Below are 23,172 nucleotides of genomic sequence, written 5' to 3'. Positions count from 1 at the left end.
TACTGGAACCAAGTGGCGTTGTTCATTAAAAGGGCTTTTATATCAAGTACCTTATATATTCATCATCATAGGAACGACATATTTAGCCAAGCAATAACCACCGCCTATGAGCCAAACAAATAAGATGGCTGCCAACAGAAAAGGCTTGGCTCCCGCTTTCTTAAACTTGTCAACACTGGTCTCAGCTCCCAAAGCTGTCATCGCCATGGTTAAGAGAAAGGTGTCAAACTGATTAATCCATCCTACCCAAGCAACGGGCAACAGGTTGAACGAATTGAACCCAATGACCACCAAGAACAAGATGGCAAACCACGGAATGGTAATCTTTCCTTTGGCTTGTTCGGCCCCATCGCGCTTGGTGAGATTGCGGGCAACCGCCCAACTGATGACCAACAAGGCGGGCACGAGCATCATCACCCGAATCATCTTCACGATGATGGCGGTGTTGGACACGCCCTGCCCCATGGCATTGCCTGCGCCCACGACGTGCGCAACCTCATGAACGGTGGAACCGGTGAAAAGCCCCATCAGCTCGGGAGACAGGTCAAAGACGCCGTTGCGATACAACACTGGGTAGAGAAACATCGACAACGTACCGAAGATGACCACGGTAGATACGGCCACAGCCGTTTTGTAGGGCTTGGTGTTGATGGCCGACTCGGCGCCCAGCACAGCCGCCGCGCCACAGATACCACTTCCAACGGAAGTGAGCAGGGCGATGCTTCGGTCTACTTTCAACAGCCTTCCTATCAGCACGCCGCCGCCAACGGTCACGATGACGATGACGGCATCAACCAGAATGGCAGACACGCCCACGGCCGTGACATCCTGAAAGGTGAGCCTGAAACCGTACAGGATGATACCAATCCGCAAGATGCGCTTGGAACAGAACAGGATTCCCGGAACCCATGTGTCAGGCAAATTGTTGCGCAAACTGTTGGCATAGAGCATGCCAAGGATGATGCCGACGATCATCGGACTGAACGACAGGCTTTTTACAAACCCCATGTCGCCGATATAGAACGCGGCTAACGAAAACAAGGTAATCAATAGCACGCCATGCAGCATGCTGCTTCTTTTTTCACTGAACATTCATTTAAATTTTTGATGATTGAGCGGCAAAGGTACACAAAAGTAACCGACGCGACGCATAGAAAATAACTATGACTTATAACCCACGGTTATAACGGCGGAATTCCCACAACGCTCACCCTCCCTCATATCCATACAAACATGCAGAAATCTTTACGTTTTTTAACTAAAATCCTTGGCGTATTCTGAACGAGGCATAAGATTTTTCAAAATATCGCAAAAATACACCGCACTCATTATCAACACTTTGCTAATTGACCCCCTGCAAAAAGCCCGGCAAAGACAGCCTTTTTGCCTCGTCATCTCTATGCATTCGGTCATCAATCCGCATGCTTTTGGAGCATAAAAGCATAGAGATTGGAAGGCGAAAGCATATTAGTAAGTTTTCTACACGCAAAATGTACCCTGAAAAACACATATTTGAGGTCTTGTTTTTTCTATTTGAAAGAAAAAACGACACAAAACGTGCATGTATAAATATGTGTGTTTCTGCAACTTTTAACAGTTGCCTTGAATAGCATTTCGACAAGCCTCACCCCTTACATTCTGACGTAACAAACCGCTTGAAGACATTGACCAACTGGCCGCTCTCACCGTGTTTTTCTACAAAAACGAAATCTCTTTCCAGCTTCATGTCTTCTATCTCGAGCACCTTCAGTTCGCCTTCCAGCACCTCTTTCCGCACCGCGCGGATGGAAATGATGCCCATGCAGTTGGAATGCAGAATGAATCGCTTGATACTTTCGGTACTGCCGAGGTTTATCTGAACGTTCATGTCTGCGAGCGTTAACCGGTGTTTTTTCAGTTCACGCTCGAAGACATCGAGCGTACCAGACCCCATCTCGCGCAACACCAGCGGCTGTACGCGCAGGTCGCCGACAGCGATGGAACCACGCTGCGCCAGCGGATGTCCCGCCCTGACAATGGCCACCAGCTCGTCTTTCATCAGGAGAGAATACCTGCAGGGCGGCTGCCGCACGATGCCCTCTACCAGTCCAATGTCTATCTTGCCATCCATCAAGGCGGCCTCTACCTCCCGCGAGTTGCCACTGATGACCGAGACGTCCGTCTGCGGGTAAGCTTTGAGAAAGCTGGCCAACATCTGGGGCAGCTCATACTGCGAGATGGTGGTGCTGGCACCAATGCGTATCCCGCCACTGACGCGCTGCCGCAGCCGGTTCATCTCAAAGTCGAGACGCTGGTAGTCGGCCGCCAACACGTCGCTATGCTTCAGCAACAGTCGCCCGGCCTGTGTCAGCGAGATGCGGTTGCCCAGTCGGTCGAACAACCTGACATGATACGCGGCCTCCAGCTTCTGGATGTGCTTGCTGATGGCAGGCTGACTGATGTAGAGCTCTTGTGAGGCCTTGGTGAAGCTCAGATGGTGAGCCACACTTCTAAATACTTGTAAATCGAGATTCATGAGAGTTTGCATGTTCATTTTGGTCAGCGTGCGCCTATTGTTGGCTTTCAAGGTCGTTGGCAGACGGTCTGCTGGCCTCATCAGTCCTATCTTTGGCGTTTCGCGGGTGATGCAGGAGTATCTCCTCGCGCAAAGTCGTGGTGTCTATGTGCGTATAGATTTCAGTGGTGCCGATACTTTCGTGCCCCAGCATCACTTGAATGGCGCGGAGATCGGCCCCACCCTTCAACAGTTCGGTGGCGAACGAGTGGCGAAGGGTGTGCGGAGAGATGGTTTTTTGGATGCCAGCCTCCTGGGCTTGGCGTTTCAGCAGGATGAGAATCATGGTGCGAGTGAGATGAGCGCCACGGCGATTGAGAAACACATAGTCTTGTTCACCGGGTTTTATCTTCATCAAATTGCGGTCGAGAAACCAAAGATTCAGTTCTTTGACGGCTTTGGGCGAGATGGGTACGAGCCGCTCTTTGTTGCCCTTTCCGGTGACGCGGATGAAGCCTTCGTCCAAATAAAGATTGGAGAGCTTCAGGTTGACCAGCTCTGACACGCGCAAACCGCACGAGAACAACACCTCGATGATGGCCTTGTTGCGCTGTCCTCGGGTTTGGATAGGTCGATGCTGTTCTCTATCATGTCCACTTCCTCGGTGGACAGCACCTCCGGCAGATGCTCCCCAAGCCGCGGAGATTCCAACAACTCGGTGGGATCTTGTTCGATGTAGCCATCAAGAACCAGGAAACGGTAGAACGAACGCACCCCGCTCAGGATGCGAGCTTGCGAAGTTGGACCGATATGGTGTTCGTGCAACTGGCCTGCGAACAGCTCCAAATCTTTCAACTGCATATCCTTGGGATGCATCCCAACGTTCTCACAATAATCCAACAGCCAACGCAAGTCGCGCTGATAGGCATCCAACGTATGGGGAGAATAGTTGCGTTCAAGTTTTAGATAGCGCGTATAGGCCTTGACAACATTCGCGATAGATTCCTTGTTGCTTTCCATAATAATGCGTATTTTTGCAACATACACCTGCCACGCATTCACGCTGCATCAAAGAGAGAAAAGCGCGGGTGGCAGCAATACTGCAAAGATAAACAATTAAGGCGAATTATGAAAATAATGATCATCAACGGCCCGAACCTCAACTTGCTGGGCAAACGGGAGCCAGACATTTACGGCAACCGCTCGTTTGACGAGTTTTTACAGAAGTTGCGCCACGATTTTACACAGACGGAGATTGACTATTACCAAAGCAACGTCGAGGGTGAGCTTATTGACAAGTTGCAAGAAGTGGGCTTTTCGTACGACGGCATCGTGCTCAACGCAGGTGCTTACACCCACACCAGCATTGCCTTGCTCGACTGTATCCGCTCGCTCACCACACCTGTCGTGGAGGTTCATATCTCGAACGTGCACGCCCGGGAGGAGTTTCGCCATAAAAGTATGATTTCATCGGCATGTCTTGGTGTCATTGCAGGCTTCGGGCTGAACTCGTATAAGCTGGCAATTGAGGGAATTGTTGGATAGTTCACGAGTGCACGAGTTGACAAGTTCACGAGTCAATGGCTTGCAAGTTGAACGCTGATGAACAGGTCAGTCAAAAAAAACTATCAACTCGTGAACTTGTAAACTCATAAACTAAAAAACTCATAAACTAAAAAACTTCCCGTGAATTCTGAATTAGAACGTTATCTGCTCGCACACATTGATGCCGAAGGCGATTACCTATACCGCCTTTATCGCGCCACAAACATCCACACCGTGCATGGACGTATGGCCAGTGGACATTTGCAAGGACGGCTACTCAAGATGCTGGTAGAGATGATTCGGCCTAAGAATGTTTTAGAAGTAGGTACCTTCAGTGGCTACAGTGCTATTTGTATGGCGGAGGGATTGGATGAAGACGGACGACTGTATACGTTTGAAATCAACGATGAAATGGAGGATTTTACACGGCCATGGATAGAAAACAGTCCTGTGGCGTCAAAGATTCATTTCATCATTGGCGATGCAAACGTTGAAGCTCCCAAGCTAAATGTCGTGTTTGACATGGCTTTTGTAGACGGTGATAAGCGCACCTATATAGAGACATACGAAACGGTATTAAAGCTATTGCGACCTGGTGGATTCATTCTTGCCGACAATACGTTGTGGGATGGACATGTGATTGACGAACACTATCAACACGACCAGCAAACACAAGGAATCGTCCATTTCAACGATTTCATCGCACAAGATGCACGAGTGGAAAAGGTGATCTTGCCCATTCGCGACGGTTTGACCATCATTAGAAAGAAGTTAAACGAATGACAAGAAGCTCTTAAAAGGACAAACAGCTGGGCTGTCAATTGATAATCCTTGACATTCCAAACACATACCGTGCTACCTGCAACTTTTGTAAGATATAGGCAACGGTGAAACTGCCAACTACCGTAAACAGCAAAGCCACCAACATGAAAAGCATTCCTGACGGTTCGAACAACAGGTAGGATTGAAACAGCTTGGAAAGCGCCGTAAACATGGGAGAGAAAAGCAACAGGATAAGAGAATTTCTACCGATGAAATGGGAGATTTTTGCCACACCTTTGGGCAAACGGGGATACAGCCAAAGCAAGAAAGAGATGACGAAATACACGATAAGCATGCCCCCTATGGTGTGCCGTTGAAGCGCGTTTGGCACGCAAGTGGCAACTAATACAACACCTATGAACGACCACCATGCGGGGTGAAATGTATCAACGAAAGGACGATGATACAGACTCAATGCGACACCCACACAAAAATACACGGCATTGATCCAGATAACAAGTCCCAAAAGTGCCAACACCCACAAACACAGTAACACGCCCAACAGCATTAACAAACGATGACGACCCGCAAATTGGGCAACGAAATATGTAACGATGCCACACAACATCAGCGTATGCAGGTACCAATAAGGACCCAAAGGGTGTAAAAACAGTTTATCAAGAAACAAACCAAAGGTTAACTGTTGAATATGTTCACGAATGGGTAAGATAGATGCCATGACCACATACCCACTCTCCATCAGCAAATAAGGTACGAAAATCCACTGTATATAGCGCAAGAACTTTGGGACAGGCTTCTGTACATGGAGAAGATAACCCGAAATAATGAGAAATCCAGGCATGTGGAACGTGTACACAAAAGCCTTGGCAACAGGATAGCGATTGCCAATATAGACAAGATGAAAGACGATCATCAAGAGAATAAACACGCACTTGAGATAATCTAATTCCAAGATTCTTGCCCGAGGTTTTGTAGGAGAAGTAGTCACCATCGGCACAAAATTACGAAAAAAGAATTAATTGTCAACTATTATAATTATCTTTGTCTTCCACTAAGTCTTCCACTAAATTGTACACCCTTAAAATACAAATTTTATGCAAGAGACAAGACAAAACCGCATCGCGCGACTGCTTCAAAAAGAACTCGCCATCATATTTCAATCGCAAACAAGAGCTACCCATGGTGTCATGGTAAGCGTCACCCGGGTACGTGTCAGTCCTGATTTGAGTATTTGCACCGCCTATCTAAGTATTTTCCCATCAGAAAAAGCGGAGGAAATCATTAAGAACATCACAGCAAATGAGAAAACCATTCGTTACGACTTGGGCACACGCGTACGCAATCAGCTGCGTATTGTTCCCGAATTGCGATTCTTCATCGACGACAGCCTTGATTACATCGAACACATCGACGAACTGTTGAAGAAATAAAACGACGACTCAGAGTACAAATATTCCAGTAGATGAACTTTCCTTTATTTGTCGCACGTCGTTATCTCTTTTCAAAAAAGAGCACGAATGCCATCAATGTCATCTCCATTATCTCTGTGGTAGGTGTTGCGGTGGCAACGATGGCATTGGTCATAGTGCTAAGCGTTTTCAACGGTTTTCATGACTTGGTGGCCTCTTTTCTGACCAACTTCGACCCACAACTCGAAGTTGTTCCTACGGAAGGGAAATCAGCCAACGCCAATGATCCCTTGCTAACGAAGGTTAAACAGCTTCGTCAGGTGGATGTAGCCACAGAAAATGTGGAGGACATGGCAATGGCCATGTATGGCGACAAACTAACCATGGTGACCATCAAAGGCGTGGATGACAATTTTGATAAGCTCACTCACATCAAGGAAATCCTATATGGCGACGGCGAATATGAATTGCACGCCGGCAATTTAGAATATGGTATCATCGGCATTCGATTGGCACAAACACTTGATGTAGGCGCAACTTGGAACGGCTACCTCAAGATCTACGCACCCAAGCGGTCAGGACAACTAGACATGAGTAATCCTGCCAGCGGGTTTGCGGTAGACTCTCTTCTGTCGCCAGGCGTGGTGTTCTCGGTGAATCAAGCCAGATATGACAAGGGACATATACTCACTTCCATTGAATTTGCACGCAACCTTTTTGACATGAAGGGGCGCATCTCCTCGCTTGAACTGCGACTTCAAGAGAACAGTAACCTCAAGGAGGTGAAGAAAGAGATACAAGCTATCGTAGGAAGTCGATACAAAGTGCTTGACCGTTTTGAACAACAAGCAGACACATTCAAGATTATGCAAATAGAGAAGATTATCGCTTATTTCTTCCTAACGTTTATCTTGGTGGTGGCATGCTTTAACATCATCGGCTCGCTTTCCATGCTCATGATTGACAAGAAGAACGACGTTGTGACGTTAAGAAACATCGGAGCCAGCGACAAACAAATCACTAAAATCTTTCTTTTCGAAGGTCGAATGATATCAGTCATAGGCGCTCTCATAGGCATTCTGTTGGGTTTGTTGCTCTGTTGGCTTCAACAGACCTTCGGTTTCGTATCACTTGGGCAAAGATCTGGTGACTTTGTTGTCAATGCTTATCCCGTTAGTGTGCACTATTTGGATATTTTCTTAATCTTCATCACGGTGATTGCCGTTGGTTGGATGGCTGTATGGTATCCCGTAAGATACTTTAGTAAACGCCTTCTGGCCAATCGTTAAACCACGAACACGCATCCATTTGATGCGTCACCTCATGATGAACATTATAAAAGCCCATACGTCAAAGATGACGTATGGGCTATTTTTATGAGCTTAAGAATTGCAAATACGTTCGTTTAAAGCGTGGATTTGCAAAACAAAAGTTGCTTAATCTTTGAACTTTGCCGTGATGTATTCACGGTTCAGTCGCGCGATGTTAGCAATCGACTCGTTCTTTGGACATACGGCTTCACATGAACGAGTGTTGGTACAGTTACCAAATCCCAGCTCATCCATCTTGAGAACCATGGCTTTGGCACGCTTAGCAGCCTCAGGACGGCCTTGTGGCAACAACGCCAACTGACTAACTTTGGAGCTGACAAAGAGCATGGCAGAGCCGTTTTTACAAGCTGCCACGCAGGCACCACAACCGATGCATGAAGCACAGTCCATGGCCTCATCGGCATTTTCCTTCGGTATTAGGATAGCATTAGCATCCTGTGCCTGACCTGTACGAATGGTATTGTAGCCACCAGCAGCGATGATTTTGTCGAAAGCGTTACGGTCTACCATACAATCCTTGATGACTGGGAAGCCTGCCGAACGCCAAGGTTCTACGGTAATGACATCGCCATCGTTGAAACGACGCATGTACAACTGGCAGGTTGTCGCACCTCGTTCCGTCTTTCCGTGTGGCACACCATTGATATAGAGTGAGCACATACCGCAGATACCCTCACGACAGTCGTGATCAAAAACAAATGGTTCTTTCCCATCCTCTATGAGTTCCTCGTTGAGGATGTCAAGCATTTCGAGGAAAGAAGTATCGTCTGGGATATTCTTCATCTCGTGAGTGTCAAAATGTCCCTTGTCTTTAGGACCGTTCTGACGCCAAAATTTAATTGTAAAACTTATATTTTTTGACATGGTGTTTATTTTTTAGTTGACAAGTTTACGAGTTGACAAGTTGACAAGCTAATAGACTTTTTGTTCAATAGTTACAGAAATTGATAGATAGCTATATTTTCTAAATGCAACGGTTTGATGAATATTTTATCTATTGTTGCTGACTTTTAATGAGTGCTGTTAGCATTTTTAAGACTTCTATATTTAATTGATAGAGTTCTTGGTAAGCCTCCAAATCATTAATAAAGCCCAACTCTTTACAGAGAATAATTTGAGTATCCAATTCAGAAGCTGAACCCAAGGCTATATATAAGAAATGTAACAACTCTTTTGTCGTTCCTCTTCCATAACCTTCGGCTATGTTCGAAGGTATTGAAATTGCAGCTCTACGCATTTGAGAGGAGATTCCCATGAGTTCTTCATGTGGAAAACATCTCGTTACTTGATAAATCCTTTTCACAAGAATGATGCTCTTTTGCCAAACAATCAAGTCTTTGTGCGTAGATTTCATATCCAATTCGGATTACATATTAGCTATGAGAAGAACCTCACGAAATCACTATCATCTTGTCTACTCGTCAGCTTGTTAACTCGTCAACTCATCAATTTAATTCTTATAATTACGTGTTTGTACCTTGATGGCCTCGTACTCGAGTGGTTCTTTAAGCAGCTCGGGGGCGGTTTCATCATTGTTCTGGTACTTCCAACAACCTACATAGAAATAGTTTTCGTCGTCGCGCAGCGCCTCTCCCTCGGGTGTTTGGTACTCCTCACGGAAGTGACCTCCACAACTCTCGTTACGAGAGATGGCATCGTAAGCAACGAGTTCGCCCATCAATAAGAAATCTCGCAAATGGATAGCTTTATCCAACTCAACGTTCAACCCTTCCTTAGAACCTGGGATAAACAGGTTGGTATCGAACTCTTTACGTAAGTCTGCTATCATCTTCAAGCCTTCTTCGAGTCCTTCCTTGGTACGACCCATACCCACGTGTTCCCACATGATGTGACCCAACTCCTTGTGAATAGAGTCGACAGAGCGTTTACCCTTGATGTTCATCAAACGGTCAATCTCTGCTTGTACTTTCTTTTCTGCCTCTTCAAACTCTGGAAGATCGGTAGAAAGACGTGGCCAAACAGCCTGATCGGCTAAATAGTTTTGAATGGTGTATGGCAACACAAAGTAACCATCTGCCAAACCTTGCATCAACGCTGAAGCTCCCAAGCGGTTAGCACCGTGATCAGAGAAGTTGCATTCACCGATGGCAAACAGTCCTGCGACAGAGGTCATCAACTCGTAATCTACCCAAATACCACCCATGGTATAATGGATAGCGGGGAAGATCATCATGGGTTTGTAGTACTTTTCACCATTGATTTCGTTCGCCATGTCGCCTGGGAACACGTCTGTAATCTCTTCGTACATCTCGAAGAGGTTGCCATAACGCTGCATGATTTCATCAAGTCCCAATCGATTGATTGACTCAGAGAAGTCGAGGAACACAGCCAAACCAGTGTTATTCACACCAAAGCCCTTATCGCAACGCTCCTTCGCAGCACGCGAAGCCACATCACGAGGCACTAAGTTACCAAATGCTGGGTAGCGACGCTCCAAGTAGTAGTCGCGATCCTCCTCTGGTATTTCCCAGCCTTGTTTCGTTCCTGCCTGCAATGCCTTGGCATCTTCAATCTTCTTAGGAACCCAAATACGTCCGTCGTTACGCAACGATTCTGACATCAGCGTCAGCTTAGACTGCTTGTCACCGTGTACAGGAATACAGGTGGGGTGAATCTGTACATACGAAGGGTTAGCAAAATAAGCTCCCTTACGGTAGCACTGAACGGCAGCAGTACAGTTACATCCCATTGCATTGGTAGAAAGGAAATAAGTATTTCCGTATCCGCCAGTGGCGATTACTACGGCATTGGCAGAGAATCTCTCTAACTTACCAGTCACCAAGTTCTTAGCAATAATACCACGAGCACGACCGTCAATAATGACAACGTCCTCCATCTCGTAACGCGTATAGAGCTTTACTTTGCCTGCATGTACTTGACACATCAGTGATGAGTAAGCACCTAACAGCAGCTGTTGACCCGTCTGACCTTTGGCATAGAACGTTCTACTTACCTGTGCACCACCAAACGAACGGTTGGCGAGCATACCTCCGTATTCACGAGCGAATGGTACGCCTTGTGCAACACATTGGTCGATGATAGCATTCGACACCTCTGCCAAACGGTAAACATTGGCTTCGCGAGCACGATAGTCGCCACCTTTTACGGTATCATAAAACAAACGATAAACAGAGTCACCGTCATTCTGATAATCCTTGGCGGCATTGATACCTCCTTGTGCTGCAATAGAGTGTGCACGGCGAGGCGAGTCTTGAATACAAAAGTTGAATACATTGAATCCCATCTCGCCCAATGAAGCGGCAGCACTGGCACCTGCTAAGCCTGTACCAACAACGATGACATCCAATTTTAATTTATTCTTTGGGTTAACCAAGCGTTGGTGAGCCTTGTAATTGGTCCACTTCTCAGCTACTGGTCCTTCAGGTATTTTTGAATTTATTTGTGTCATAATATTCTTCCTTACATGTAATCAGATTAAACAATTACGCACAGCACAAACTTGGCGCGCAGCCAAAGGCAAATGCGAGAACAACAACAAGGAAGCCTAACATCAGCAACGTAGCGTACACCTCGCCGATGATCTTCCATCGATTGAACCAGATTTTGTTGCTGATTCCAAGTGTTTGCATCGCACTCCAGAAGCCATGCGTGAGGTGAAACCAGATGGCAACCAGCCAAATGACATACAACACCACGTACAGAGGTTGTGCGAATGTTTCACGAACGTAACCAAATCCGTCAGCAGGATTGCCTAAGGGATCGGCAATGTGAAAGATCTCGGCAAACATCATGTTGTACCAGAAATTGTACAAGTGAAGAAGTAAGCCCAAAAGAACAATGATGCCTAACACCAACATGTTTTGAGATGCCCACTCTACCTTAGAGCTTCTTTGCGTAACGGCATAACGTTCGTTGCCGCGAGCCCGCAGGTTTTGTGCCGTAAGGATGAAGGCATAGACGATGTGACACACAGTTAGTGCTGCAAGTGCAATCGTAGCTACTACCGCATACCAGTTGGCACCCAGAAGTTCACAAATCATGTTGTACGCTTCTCCCGAAAAGAGGGCGACAACATTCATTGACATGTGAAATGTCAGGAACAGAATAAGCGCAATGCCGGTAACCGACATGACCACTTTTCTACCAATAGATGAATTGATTAACCACATAAATGATTGATAATTAAAGTATTTAAATGTTAGTATATTGATGTGTGCGTTTAAATAGTTGTTCCTTGGCTGGTGTTCTTTACAAATGTTCATCATCAAACATCCTCATTTATAGGTATCAGATACAGCCAGCCGTTTGCAAAAATACTACAATTTAATGATAACTCAAAGCTTTTCGTTGAAAATACGAGAAAACTCATCAAGCTGCCAGGATGGACAAAGATGATGGGACGATTTTACGCAGATACGCCTAAAAGGAAATCGCAAGAGAACGCGAAAATAGTTTCACGAACGAACCGCAGTCTTTAACACATTCGTCAAATGGAACAAAATCTATCGCCAAAGGAGGCAAAGCCAAGCGCCAAAAGGAGAGCGACCTACGCTTCCCCCTTGGTGCCTTCGAAAGGAGCAATGGTGCGGCCAGCCATCTCTGGCAGTTGAATCTTGCCAAACTGTTGCTCATATTTATAGACGTTCTCCTGCAAGGCCATGAGAAGTCGTTTAGCATGTTCGGGTGCCATCACCACACGACTCACCACCTGGGGTTTAGGTATACCAGGCAAAATACTGGTAAAATCAAGTACAAACTCTGAACTGGAGTGTGAGATCAGGGCCAGATTTACATACTTACCCTGAGCCACCTCGGGATTCAACTCCAATTGCAATCCCTGTTGCTGCGCGTTTTCTTCCATATCGACAAAACGTTTATTAGTTGTTTTAAAATGAATGTAAATATAGTGAGTTTTTTCAACATGCAAGGCTGAACTTCCTGTTTTTTAACACTTTTAAGGTAAACCTGCGATTTCATTCGCACAAAGATAGGGCGTGATGCGATGAAAGACGATGGCAATGCAGGCGGAACATCATGACGATGCAGCGGAACATCATGGCAACGAGGAGGAACCTAATAAACGAGGATGCGGAACATCATGACAACGATGCGGAACATCATGACAATGAGGAGGAGCGCAATCAATCATGCCTCAACGTGTGAATTTTCTTGACAACACACTCTCTTATAATTTGCGTATTTACGAACAGTCTTCACTTTCGTTGCAAATACGCCCAAAATGAGTAGAATTTGTATTCGACTAACATACAATATCTTACAAAATCAAGACACGAATATTCTTCAATTGATACGCTATTTTAAGCACAAAAGCATAGCTCTTAGACAGATATTTGCATGCTTTTGCTGCGCAATACCATGTCTATTGAGCGACAATATCATGCATCTAACACCTTAAACGCATTGCTATTGCTCTAAAATTTCATTTTTCTTGCTTCATGATAGCTTGTTTGCATCCTCCTTGCCTATTGATTTTTTCTATATTGAAAGTTTTGAAGTGCCATTTTAGGGCTATTTTTTAGTAAAGAAACGGAACATTTTTGCGCGAAACATCATCAAACCGTTTTCTGGAAATGGTTCGAAGATACGCCAAGAACAGCTACATTGGAGTTACGGATTATCCATCATCTGCACATTTTAGGGGCAATGCGACACAGATAAACTACTTTTTCGTAACTTTGCCGACGACATCATTTTGCACCATCCAAGGTGCAACAAGGAATAACAAGACGCTAAAGAAACAAACTCACCATGCCAAGAAAAAAGAAATCAGAACTGAAAGATTACGTCATCATCACACTGGCCATGCTCATGGGTAGCTTGGGCTTAACCGTCTTCTTGCTGCCCAACCACATCGGCATGGGCGGCATCACAGGTATCTCGTCTATCATCTATTGGGGCTTTAATATTCCCGTAGAGGTCACCTACTTGGTCATCAATGCCACCCTGCTGGCCTTTGCACTCAAGATTCTGGGGTGGCGGTTCTGCGTCAAGACTATCTATGCCGCCCTGACGTTCGCCATATTTGTGTGGCTCATCAGACAAGTGACGCACGATGAGGCAATCATCAACGACCAACCTTTCATGGCGGCCATTCTGGGAGCTGTGCTCATGGGGTCGAGTATCGGAATGGGATTGTCGAGCAACGGCAGTACAGGTGGAACGGATGTCATTGCGGCCATGATTAACAAATATCATGACATCTCGTTGGGAAAGGTGATTTTGCTCTGCGACATCACCATCATCACGTCCAGCTACCTGGTGTTGCACGACTGGGAGCAGGTGTTGTATGGCTATGTGGTACTTATTGTTTCTTCGGCTTGCGTGGACAAAGTGGTGAACATGAACCGGCGTTCGGTTCAATTCTTCATCATCTCTGAAAAATACGAAGAGATAGGTAGGGCCATCAATACGACGGTTCAACGAGGATGTACCACGCTCACAGGCAACGGATTTTACTCGGGACGCGACATGAAAATGCTTTTCGTGCTGGCCAAACAAACTGAGTCGTCCATGATTTTCAGAACGATTGACGAGATTGACCCAGAGGCTTTTGTCTCTCAGAGTGCGGTTATCGGTGTGTACGGACTGGGATTTGACAAGTTCAAGGTGAATAAAAAGAAGAAATCACCACGAGTGGCGCAAGCTAAAAAAGAAGAACCAGTCCGCTGATTGTGGCCGGACAAGGGTCGATTTGCCACAGAATCGGCATAAGAATAAGGTGTGTCATCAAACTGGCACACCTTATTTTTATTCGTTACTTGCGGATGATTTCAAAGATTTCAGCATTGCCCTCGATGGATAGGCGGATAGCTTTTTTCGCGACATCACACTGATAGAAGGATGAGTTAACGATAGTTTCTGCCACTACACGGCCCTTCTTGTCATGTTGTTTCACCCTAATCGTCTGATTTTCGGGCAGCTTCATCAACAAAATATAACGCTGCATATGCTTTGGAATGTCAAACGAAAGGGTGCCAGCGAGATGGAAAGAGGTCAAAGGTTGTTCATCAAAAGCACGGATGGCCTGCTCGCCTTGGGCTGTCTGTACGTCAAAATCCAGGTGTGACAACGTGATAGGATTGACCTTGAACGTGCGAATGGCCAACCAATGGGTCTTCTCTGAAGGTAGTTTGCGCAAGCGCACATAGCGTCCCTGCACGCCCTGCCCCGTCCAATGGATATCGTATTGCTTCTGAAGGTCGGCGATAAGCGGGTGCCAGGTCTGTCCGTCAGCTGAGCATTCGAGGATGGCGTGGTCGAAATAATCTACGTCATCTGTCGCATTGCGGCCTTGCTTGAGGTCAACTTCCCAAATCGGCATCACCTTTCCCAGGTCCAGTCCAATCCAATCACCCGTCTTTTGTGCGATGCCCGAATGATAGAATGAGAGGGAATCGTCATCCAGCATGTTCTTGCTCTGCGTGGTATACACACTGGGATAAGACCCGATAGGACGCTGTACGGCTGACTTTTTCCCTGCGAGTTGCTCATAGAAGGCCTCGCTCATGTCCTCCATGGCCTTTTCATAGAACGGCTGTAGCTTCATGGTTCCCGACCGATGGGCGTCGTAAGCCTTCTTGTCTTCCACGCTCATGAGGTTCTGCACATAGCTGTTCCAGAATGCCTCTGGGGCTTCATGCTTGAACTTCTCCATGAGTTTCAACGCATTTTTACCGCGCGTTCCCAGCTTGCCGAACTCGGTGAGCCATGGACGCAACTCGCAGAACAGCCCCCGATTGGCCAATCCTTGTTCCAACTGTTCCGGCACCTTCTCTATCTTTTCAAACTCACGCATGAGGTCATCATATTGTTTTGGGGTATAATGGTCCAGGCTGAAGGTTGTTGTTTCCCATGATTCATCACGCCGATAACCCGTTTCTGTGTCGGCAGAATGGATAGCGAAGGTGCGGTATGCGTCCTTAGCCTGCGGCGCCATCACAGCCAGTCCGCGCTCCCAACTGTCCAATGCGTTATAGGCTGTGGGGTTCCAAGCGTAGTCAGCAACACTGTACAAGGCAAGTTTAGAGGCCTCACCATGCTCCATAGGGTTACTCAACAGACCGGTCATCTCGCCTGCGGTGACGGTGTTTTCAAGTCCGTAGACGGGCCCTTGCAACACGATGTGGCGCACATAGTCGGTCACGGGATAGTTCCACCAAAAGAGAGCCGGCCGCTTGATGCGTGAATTAACCCACGCTAAGGTCATTCGTGTGACGTCACTGCATACAACATCGCCTGTCCAGAACACCCTCACCGATGGGTCTAAGGTTCGGCCATACACCGACAAGCTGCCTTCTGGCGTTGGGTTGGCCCAGGCTCGGCTATAGTCTGTGGGACAAATGATGAGTGGCGAAACGTCTCCTTTGACCTTGACAAACTCATTTGTCAGGCGGTTCAACAGCTCTACTTGCCTGACTGGATTGGTTCCATCACCAGAGATATCATCAAAGAAGATGGCGAACGAGCGGACTCCCAGTTGGTACATCAGGTCGAATTTGTGCTTCAGGTTGTTGTAATCTTCTTCATTCCACTTGATGTCTTTGCCTGGATGAATGGCCCAAACAAACTCTACCCTATTTTTATCACAGGCTTCTACCAGCTCATGAATGTTCTTAGCTTCGTCCGCCGGATAAGGTTTTCGCCAGTTGGGTGAACTGTGATAGGGGTCGTCTTTGGGTCCGTAAACGTATGTGTTTAACTTGTATTTGCCATAAAAATCAATCAAGGACAGGCGCACCTTGTGTGACCAGGGAGTTCCATAGAATCCTTCAATGATGCCACGGTATGGGAAAACGGGATAATCATTGACCTCCAAATAAGGCAGGGTCTTGCCGTTTTGTGCGATGGGGCTTTCCATAATCTGGCGCAAAGTCTGGATGCCATAGTACACACCGGCATCATCATAGCCGACAATATCAATTCCTTGCTGGTGAATGCGCAACGAATAAGCGCCACTGACAGGCTTCACATCGTGACTTTTAACTGTCTTTTCCAAGGCAATGTTCAAGGGAATGCCAGCGGATTGCAAGGACAGAAAGGACAAATCTTCTTTGATATCTCGTTTCTGCCGACCGAGTTTAGTAGATAATTTGACACCAGCCGTGACGTCAAGTGTTCCACTAATGGATAGATCGAGATAGTTTGGTACAGGATTGATTATCAATCCTTTGTGATCAACTCGATGCCCTGTCAACTTTGGTACGTCTGCACTTTCCTTGCGTTGGGATGACAAATCGAAAGCAGACACCTGTGACATGCTCACATTGTAGGACAAAAGTCCTACGAATAAAATAGTTCCAAGTTTAAGATAATTCATAATTTAAAAAGATAAGGGGCGGTAGGAACTCGATCCTACCATTGTTCTACCGGGATGTTCCACGACAATTTGACGCAAAGATAGATAAAATATACTGAATAAATCGGAGCAAAGAGGGTTTTTAATTCGTAATCAAGTCATAATTAAAATTTATTGCTTACTTTTGCGATGTATTGTGTTCTTTGTTTATCAGACATTTACAATAATGCCTGCGCAATGACACAACGATTCGAAAGGATAACGGATTTGGGCAACAAAATGGCCATCTCAGGCCCGCAGAAACAAGAAATGCCCATGGAGGAATAAGGTAATTGATTAATATGAAATTCAAATACGACGTTATAGTAATAGGTGGTGGACATGCTGGTTGTGAGGCAGCAACGGCATCCGCCAACATGGGAGCAAAGACATGTCTCATCACCATGGACATGAACAAGGTGGGGCAGATGAGTTGCAATCCTGCAATTGGCGGCATAGCGAAAGGACAAATCGTTCGCGAAATTGACGCTTTGGGGGGACAGATGGGCCTTATCACCGACGCAACTGCCATCCAATTTCGAATGCTCAACAAGGGTAAAGGTCCTGCTGTGTGGAGTCCTCGGGCACAATGCGACCGAGGAAAATACATCTGGGAATGGAGAAAAGTGTTGGACAACACCCCACTTCTTGACATTTGGCAAGATGAAGCCCGGGAATTAATCGTAGAAAACGGAGAAGCCGTTGGCGTAATTACCGTTTGGGGGGTTGAGTTCAGAGCGAAAAGCGTGGTTATCACAGCGGGAACCTTCTTGAATGGGCTGATGCATATCGGGCGACATCAACTGCCAGGCGGACGCTGTGCCGAGCCAGCTGTGTATAATTTGAGTGAGAGTATTTCGAGGCACGGCATCCGTGTGGATCGCATGAAGACAGGAACTCCTGTAAGAATTGACGCGCGAACGGTGCATTTTGAGGACATGGAGCGTCAGGATGGTGAGAACGATTTCCATCAATTCAGCTACATGAGTGAACCAAGAAAGCTGAAACAACTACCCTGTTGGATATGTTATACCAATCAAGAATGTCACGAAGTATTGAGGCAAGGATTGTCAGATTCTCCCCTTTTCAACGGTCAAATACAAAGTACAGGCCCACGTTATTGCCCTTCTGTGGAGACAAAGCTTGTTACTTTTCCCGACAAAGATCAACATCCACTGTTTTTAGAGCCTGAAGGAGAATGCACTAACGAAATGTATTTAAACGGCTTTTCATCAAGTATGCCGCTGCAAATACAGCTGGAAGCAATCCACAAGATACCAGCTTTTCGTGATGCAAAGATCTACAGGGCAGGTTATGCCATAGAGTATGATTACTTTGACCCTACGCAATTGAAACTAACGTTGGAATCGAAGGTTTTGAAAGGTTTGTTCTTGGCTGGGCAAGTGAATGGTACTACCGGATATGAAGAGGCGGCCGGACAAGGTTTAGTGGCTGGAGTGAACGCTGCACTGCATTGCTCTAACAGCGAACCTTTCGTCATGCACCGCGATGAAAGCTACATCGGTGTACTGATAGATGACTTGACTACCAAAGGAGTTGATGAGCCTTATCGCATGTTTACATCACGCGCTGAATACAGAATTCTATTGAGACAAGACGATGCCGACGCCCGATTGACGGAGAAAGCGTACCAATTAGGACAGGCAAGTCGTGATCGTTACGATTGGTGGATGGAGAAAAAGGAAAGCATTAAGGTTCTTCTTGACTTCTGTGATCAAACACCGATTAAACCGAATGAAATCAACAATTTCCTTGAAAGCATAGGAACTTCCCCCCTTCACGGCACCTCCAAGATATCTGACCTCGTGGGACGACCACAAGTATCGTTGACACAACTTGCCGAACATATCACGACTTTGAAAGAAATGCTCAACAAACCTCGCAACCGAAAGGAAGAGATTGCAGAGGCAACGGAGATAAAGATCAAATATAAAGGTTACATTGAGCGTGAAAAACTCATGGCCGAAAAGATGCACCGCCTAAGGGATATCAAGATAAAAGGACGCTTTCAATATAGCGAATTACATGAATTATCTACGGAAGCTCGCCAAAAATTAGAGCGAATTGACCCCGACACGCTCGCACAAGCCAGCAGAATACCGGGTATTTCACCAAGCGATATCAATGTTCTTCTGGTTCTATTAGGGAGATAACTTATATCGAAAGGAATCACATAACAGATATGTTTCACATGAAACAATAAGATATTTAATAATAACATAACACATTAATAATGAACAACAAATTACTTTTGGACAATTTGCGCAGCATACAAGATTGGCCAATCAAAGGAGTGAACTTCAGAGATGTTACTACTCTATTCAAAAATCCTGAGTGTTTACGTACCATCAGCGATGAAATGTACGAATTATACAAAAACAAAGGAATCACAAAAATTGTGGGAATCGAGAGTCGCGGCTTTGTGATGTCATCGGCCATCGCCATCAAATTAGGTGCCGGTATCGTCTTGTGTCGCAAACCGGGCAAGCTTCCTTGTGAAACAGTGCAAGAAAGTTACGCCAAAGAATACGGCATCGACACCATCGAAATCCATAAAGATGCTATCAACGAGAATGACATTGTTCTATTACACGACGACTTGTTAGCAACAGGAGGGACGATGAAAGCGGCCTGTGATCTAGTGAAGAAGTTCCATCCCAAAAAGATTTATGCGAACTTTATCATTGAACTCAAGAGCGAGTTCCCACACTGCAGAGAGCAATTTGACAAAGACATCGAGATTGAATCACTGTTGCAATTTTAATCAACAGTAACAAATGTAAGCGGTAGTGGAAAGTAAACTCCACTACCCTCTCACGATATTTGCGCCGGAGCGCTCCGTAATGGAAGACACGCAGATGTTTCACATGAAACAATTAGACCATCATTTCCTGTGATACAGGGACTTATAGCAATGAACAAAGAGGAAAACTTAAAGAGAATTGACCACCTAAAAAGTATAGCATTGAGCATGCCTGGGAAGCCGGGCAGCTACCAATTCTATGATCAAGACCACCAGATTATCTATGTAGGTAAGGCCAAGAACTTGAAAAATCGTGTCTCTTCGTATTTCCGAAAAGAAGTAGATCGCTACAAAACCAAGGTCCTTGTCAGCAAAGTTTGGGACATCACATACACCGTAGTAAATACGGAAGAGGACGCACTACTACTCGAAAACAGCCTTATCAAGAAGTACAATCCACGCTACAACGTACTGCTAAAGGACGGAAAGACCTACCCAAGTATCTGTGTAACGAAAGAATATCTACCCAGAATCTTCAAAACCAGGCGAATAGACAAGAGATTTGGCACCTACTACGGCCCCTATAGCCAAATCACAATCATGTATTCTCTTCTTGAACTCATCAAAAAACTCTACAAACCACGCACCTGCCGCTTCCCTATCACACCAGAAGGAATCACTCAGGGCAAATACAAACCTTGCTTGGAATATCACATTCACAACTGTAAAGCGCCCTGCGTGGGAAAACAGACACATGAAAACTATCAGGAAAACATTGCTCAAGCCCGTGAAATATTAAAGGGAAACACCCGCGAAGTGAGCAAAATACTCTACCAACAAATGCTAAAAAAGGCAGAAGAACTGAAATTTGAAGAGGCTGAAGAGCTTAAGCAAAAGTACGAAATGCTCAACAATTTCGTGGCGAAGAGTGAGGTAGTAAGCAACACCATACAAGACTTAGACGTGTTTACCCTCACGGATGATGACCAGAAAAAGAACACTTTTATCAACTACATCCACGTCAAAAACGGCACCATCAACCAGAGTTTCACCTTTGAATACAAGCGAAAACTTGATGAAAACGATGAAGAACTGCTCATTACTGCCATTCAAGAGATCAGAAGCAGGTTTAAAAGCAAGGCCAAAGAGATCATCGTACCTTTCGACATCAACTGGAGTTTGAACAACGCCACCTTTTTTATTCCCCAACGCGGGGATAAGAAACACCTTCTAGACCTGTCTGAAATGAACGGAAAACAGTATAAATTTGATCGACTCAAACGATCGGAAAAGCTGAATCCGGAACAAAAACAGACCCGTTTAATGAAGGAATTACAAACCAAACTCAAGCTCCGAAAGCTCCCCTATCACATCGAATGTTTCGACAACTCTAACATATCCGGCACCGATGCCGTTGCAGGTTGCATCGTATTCAAGGGCATGAAACCCTCAAAGAAAGACTATCGCAAATACAACATCAAGACCGTGAGCGGTCCAGACGATTACGCTTCCATGCAAGAGGTGGTGCGCCGCCGATATAGCAGGATGATGGAAGAGCAGACACCCCTACCCGACTTGATTATCACCGATGGCGGAAAAGGACAGATGGAGGTAGTAAGAGAGGTGGTAGAAGACGAGCTGCACCTGCAAATACCCATCGCAGGACTAGCAAAAAACGACCGCCACAGAACCAACGAGCTGCTATTCGGTTTTCCACCGCAAGTCGTTGGTTTAAAAGCAGATAGCGAACTATTCCACCTCCTCACACACATTCAGGACGAAGTGCATCGGTATGCCATCACCTTCCATCGCGACAAACGAAGCAAACACGCACTGCACAGCGAATTAGACGACATCAAGGGTATCGGTCCCAAAACCAAAGAGCAACTCCTGAAAGCCCTGAAAAGTGTGAAACGAATCAAAGACTCAGATCTTGAAACGCTCACCGAAATCATCAAAGAAGCAAAGGCAAAAATCATTTTCAATCACTTTCACCCCAACAATCCATAAAAAATTGCTTATCTTTGCGGCCAATAGGCTACGCAACAGCAATTTGAACGCAATCTCATAGCCGCTGACAGTAGTACACACTACCTGCATCTTTTAGAAACAACTTATCAAAAGACGTCAACTGACTGATGAAAACCTGGATACAAACCCTACTGCTTCTTCTGGTCCTATTGCTGGGCAACCAGAACACTTGCATAGCACATGCCAACGATACGAGACCAGACATGGCTGAAAAAGGCGCCACATCCGGTTATTACGATGATGGAAAGGGAAAAGACCGCATCTACGAAGACACAATAGAACCGGCCCAACGACAGACCGCCAACATCACCGACACCAGTCAAACCGTACGCCTGTGCAACACTCGCCCACAACGCATCCTGCCCACGTTTACAGCTAAGCCAACACATCTGCTTGGCCGAAACATGTTTCACAACAAGTTTTATTCGCTTCATTTTCAAGGAATCGACCGCTACCTCACAACGGTCACAACCCCTATTCCATCCTCTGCCGTATGCGATTATTACGTCATCGCATTGAGGCAAATCATTCGTTGATCCATCTTCTTTTTAATCCTTACGCACATCGCAAGCAATCAAAGCATGTGTGCACAGTGAGATTTAACTAATAAATCGTAAAAAGCTGCTTCAAACATGTTGTTAGCAAGGTAGCCTACCATTCGCCCACAGAGAGGTCATAAACATGGCTACTTTACCTTCAATCGGGTCAAAACGTCCGAAAAGAAGTTCCAACAACCTGTATATCAAGATTATATACGTTTTTGAGCAGCTCGGAAACAAATCAGCAAGACAATCAATCAAAAGAAGAAAATTATGGCAAGCATAAAAAATTTAGAGATGGCAGAAACCATTTACAATAATCCAAATATCAAAATATCAAAGGGGTTCTTAGGCATGGGCAGCAAAGCCACCTACACACCAACAAACAGCAAGTTGAAAGCAGTTATCAATTACTACAGTGCAGAAGATGCCCAGGCATACGTGAAACTTATCAAAATGGCGGAAGGGGAAGTTGTCAGTCAGGCAAAAAAGATGACACCTCCCGCGAAACTGAGCATCAGCAACTATCGCCTGGAGGCGTGCGTAGCCGACGACAAACAGTTTGTTGCCATCCAGGTGCTGAGTTATGCCGACTTCCGCAACACGCCCATTTGTGATGTAAAATACTTTGAGGGCGAAGCAGCACAAGCCATTGCCGCAATGCTATAAGACCAAAAAGAGCCATTTCATCGGGCTTTTGGCAACTCATCTCCCATCTGTCAAGCGATGACAAATGGGAGATTTTTCATGAACAGAACTACTACATACAACGTGATGCACAACATCAGCAAAACAAGGAGAATAACATGACTTTTCAATTGCATGGAGATTGGCCGTCAAAGTCAATGAGTTTAAGCACCAAAGTCATTGAGATTGGCCGCCAAAGTCAATGCAATTAAAACGCCTCCATAACTACCTATAGATCAAAGGAAAAGCGCG

The 23,172-nt window shown here is 45.7% G+C and carries 19 protein-coding genes and 1 pseudogene; 10 read left to right on the top strand and 10 right to left on the bottom strand.

Translation table 11 applies throughout. The features are described 5' to 3' along the window. Positions 1-51: 51 nt before the first annotated feature. From HMPREF1254_RS09890 to xerA, 3 genes and pseudogenes are all read right to left on the bottom strand, one after another. Positions 52-1,092, bottom strand: a complete 1,041-nt coding sequence (locus HMPREF1254_RS09890; protein ID WP_023058634.1) for a YeiH family protein — start codon at positions 1,090-1,092, stop codon at positions 52-54. Positions 1,093-1,624: 532 nt separating this feature from the next. Further along, positions 1,625-2,515 carry a LysR family transcriptional regulator gene (locus HMPREF1254_RS09880; RefSeq protein ID WP_023058617.1) on the bottom strand — a complete coding sequence of 297 codons (891 nt, stop codon included), beginning with the start codon at positions 2,513-2,515 and terminating at the stop codon, positions 1,625-1,627. A 34-nt stretch (positions 2,516-2,549) separates the two neighbouring features. Then, a pseudogene (gene xerA, locus HMPREF1254_RS09875) lies at positions 2,550-3,514 on the bottom strand (site-specific tyrosine recombinase/integron integrase). Between the two features lie 108 nt (positions 3,515-3,622). Between xerA and aroQ the strand changes: the two are divergent. Together aroQ and HMPREF1254_RS09865 are read left to right on the top strand one after the other, a co-directional pair. Further along, positions 3,623-4,039 (top strand): type II 3-dehydroquinate dehydratase, encoded by a 417-nt coding sequence (aroQ, locus tag HMPREF1254_RS09870; RefSeq protein ID WP_023058570.1) that lies wholly within the window; start codon positions 3,623-3,625, stop codon positions 4,037-4,039. A 141-nt stretch (positions 4,040-4,180) separates the two neighbouring features. After that, positions 4,181-4,822, top strand: a complete 642-nt coding sequence (locus HMPREF1254_RS09865) for an O-methyltransferase (RefSeq protein ID WP_023058563.1) — start codon at positions 4,181-4,183, stop codon at positions 4,820-4,822. 34 nt (positions 4,823-4,856) lie between these two features. On the opposite strand, the gene HMPREF1254_RS09860 is transcribed toward HMPREF1254_RS09865, so the two are convergent. Then, positions 4,857-5,774, bottom strand: a complete 918-nt coding sequence (locus HMPREF1254_RS09860) for an acyltransferase family protein (protein WP_036878593.1) — start codon at positions 5,772-5,774, stop codon at positions 4,857-4,859. Between the two features lie 142 nt (positions 5,775-5,916). Here HMPREF1254_RS09860 and rbfA point away from each other — a divergent pair, with 142 nt between their 5' ends. Together rbfA and HMPREF1254_RS09850 are read left to right on the top strand one after the other, a co-directional pair. Beyond that, a complete protein-coding gene (gene rbfA / locus HMPREF1254_RS09855) occupies positions 5,917-6,252 on the top strand; it encodes a 30S ribosome-binding factor RbfA (RefSeq protein ID WP_004350660.1) in 336 nt (111 codons plus the stop codon). Positions 6,253-6,284: 32 nt separating this feature from the next. Beyond that, a complete protein-coding gene (locus HMPREF1254_RS09850) occupies positions 6,285-7,520 on the top strand; it encodes an FtsX-like permease family protein (protein WP_023058614.1) in 1,236 nt (411 codons plus the stop codon). Positions 7,521-7,667: 147 nt separating this feature from the next. Here HMPREF1254_RS09850 and HMPREF1254_RS09845 read toward each other — a convergent pair whose 3' ends face one another. The 5 genes from HMPREF1254_RS09845 to HMPREF1254_RS09825 form a co-directional block, all read right to left on the bottom strand. After that, positions 7,668-8,426, bottom strand: a complete 759-nt coding sequence (locus HMPREF1254_RS09845; RefSeq protein WP_023058565.1) for a succinate dehydrogenase/fumarate reductase iron-sulfur subunit — start codon at positions 8,424-8,426, stop codon at positions 7,668-7,670. Between the two features lie 130 nt (positions 8,427-8,556). Next, positions 8,557-8,916 (bottom strand): four helix bundle protein, encoded by a 360-nt coding sequence (locus tag HMPREF1254_RS09840; protein ID WP_023058644.1) that lies wholly within the window; start codon positions 8,914-8,916, stop codon positions 8,557-8,559. Between the two features lie 96 nt (positions 8,917-9,012). Next, positions 9,013-10,992, bottom strand: a complete 1,980-nt coding sequence (locus HMPREF1254_RS09835; protein ID WP_023058515.1) for a fumarate reductase/succinate dehydrogenase flavoprotein subunit — start codon at positions 10,990-10,992, stop codon at positions 9,013-9,015. A gap of 34 nt (positions 10,993-11,026) precedes the next feature. Further along, entirely contained in the window at positions 11,027-11,713 is a 687-nt protein-coding gene (locus HMPREF1254_RS09830) for a succinate dehydrogenase cytochrome B subunit, b558 family (RefSeq protein WP_023058610.1), read from the bottom strand. 377 nt (positions 11,714-12,090) lie between these two features. Continuing rightward, positions 12,091-12,405, bottom strand: coding sequence for a DUF3467 domain-containing protein (locus tag HMPREF1254_RS09825; RefSeq protein ID WP_023058550.1), 315 nt, complete (start codon positions 12,403-12,405; stop codon positions 12,091-12,093). A 908-nt stretch (positions 12,406-13,313) separates the two neighbouring features. Here HMPREF1254_RS09825 and HMPREF1254_RS09820 point away from each other — a divergent pair. Then, positions 13,314-14,234, top strand: coding sequence for a YitT family protein (locus tag HMPREF1254_RS09820; protein ID WP_023058641.1), 921 nt, complete (start codon positions 13,314-13,316; stop codon positions 14,232-14,234). An 85-nt stretch (positions 14,235-14,319) separates the two neighbouring features. Here HMPREF1254_RS09820 and HMPREF1254_RS09815 read toward each other — a convergent pair whose 3' ends face one another. After that, complete coding sequence (locus HMPREF1254_RS09815) at positions 14,320-16,881, bottom strand: beta-N-acetylglucosaminidase domain-containing protein (protein ID WP_036891226.1); 2,562 nt, start codon at positions 16,879-16,881, stop codon at positions 14,320-14,322. Positions 16,882-17,201: 320 nt separating this feature from the next. Between HMPREF1254_RS09815 and mnmG the strand changes: the two genes are divergently transcribed. The 5 genes from mnmG to HMPREF1254_RS09790 all read left to right on the top strand — a co-directional run bounded on the left by mnmG (position 17,202) and on the right by HMPREF1254_RS09790 (position 22,902). Beyond that, a complete protein-coding gene (gene mnmG, locus HMPREF1254_RS09810) occupies positions 17,202-19,073 on the top strand; it encodes a tRNA uridine-5-carboxymethylaminomethyl(34) synthesis enzyme MnmG (protein ID WP_036878495.1) in 1,872 nt (623 codons plus the stop codon). Positions 19,074-19,153: 80 nt separating this feature from the next. Next, the gene (locus HMPREF1254_RS09805; protein ID WP_004350676.1) at positions 19,154-19,684 is read left to right on the top strand and encodes an adenine phosphoribosyltransferase; all 531 of its coding nucleotides are present in this window, start codon (positions 19,154-19,156) and stop codon (positions 19,682-19,684) included. A gap of 150 nt (positions 19,685-19,834) precedes the next feature. Continuing rightward, a complete protein-coding gene (gene uvrC / locus HMPREF1254_RS09800; protein WP_023058621.1) occupies positions 19,835-21,673 on the top strand; it encodes an excinuclease ABC subunit UvrC in 1,839 nt (612 codons plus the stop codon). A gap of 128 nt (positions 21,674-21,801) precedes the next feature. Next, positions 21,802-22,230, top strand: coding sequence for a hypothetical protein (locus HMPREF1254_RS09795; protein ID WP_036878494.1), 429 nt, complete (start codon positions 21,802-21,804; stop codon positions 22,228-22,230). 276 nt (positions 22,231-22,506) lie between these two features. Beyond that, positions 22,507-22,902, top strand: a complete 396-nt coding sequence (locus HMPREF1254_RS09790) for a hypothetical protein (protein ID WP_023058618.1) — start codon at positions 22,507-22,509, stop codon at positions 22,900-22,902. The last annotated feature ends 270 nt before the right edge of the window (positions 22,903-23,172 follow it).

It is taken from the genome of Prevotella sp. BV3P1 (genome assembly GCF_000479005.1).
Taxonomy (GTDB): domain Bacteria; phylum Bacteroidota; class Bacteroidia; order Bacteroidales; family Bacteroidaceae; genus Prevotella.
The sequence above is the reverse complement of the archived record's forward strand: the minus strand, read 5'-3'. Positions and strand labels throughout refer to the sequence as shown.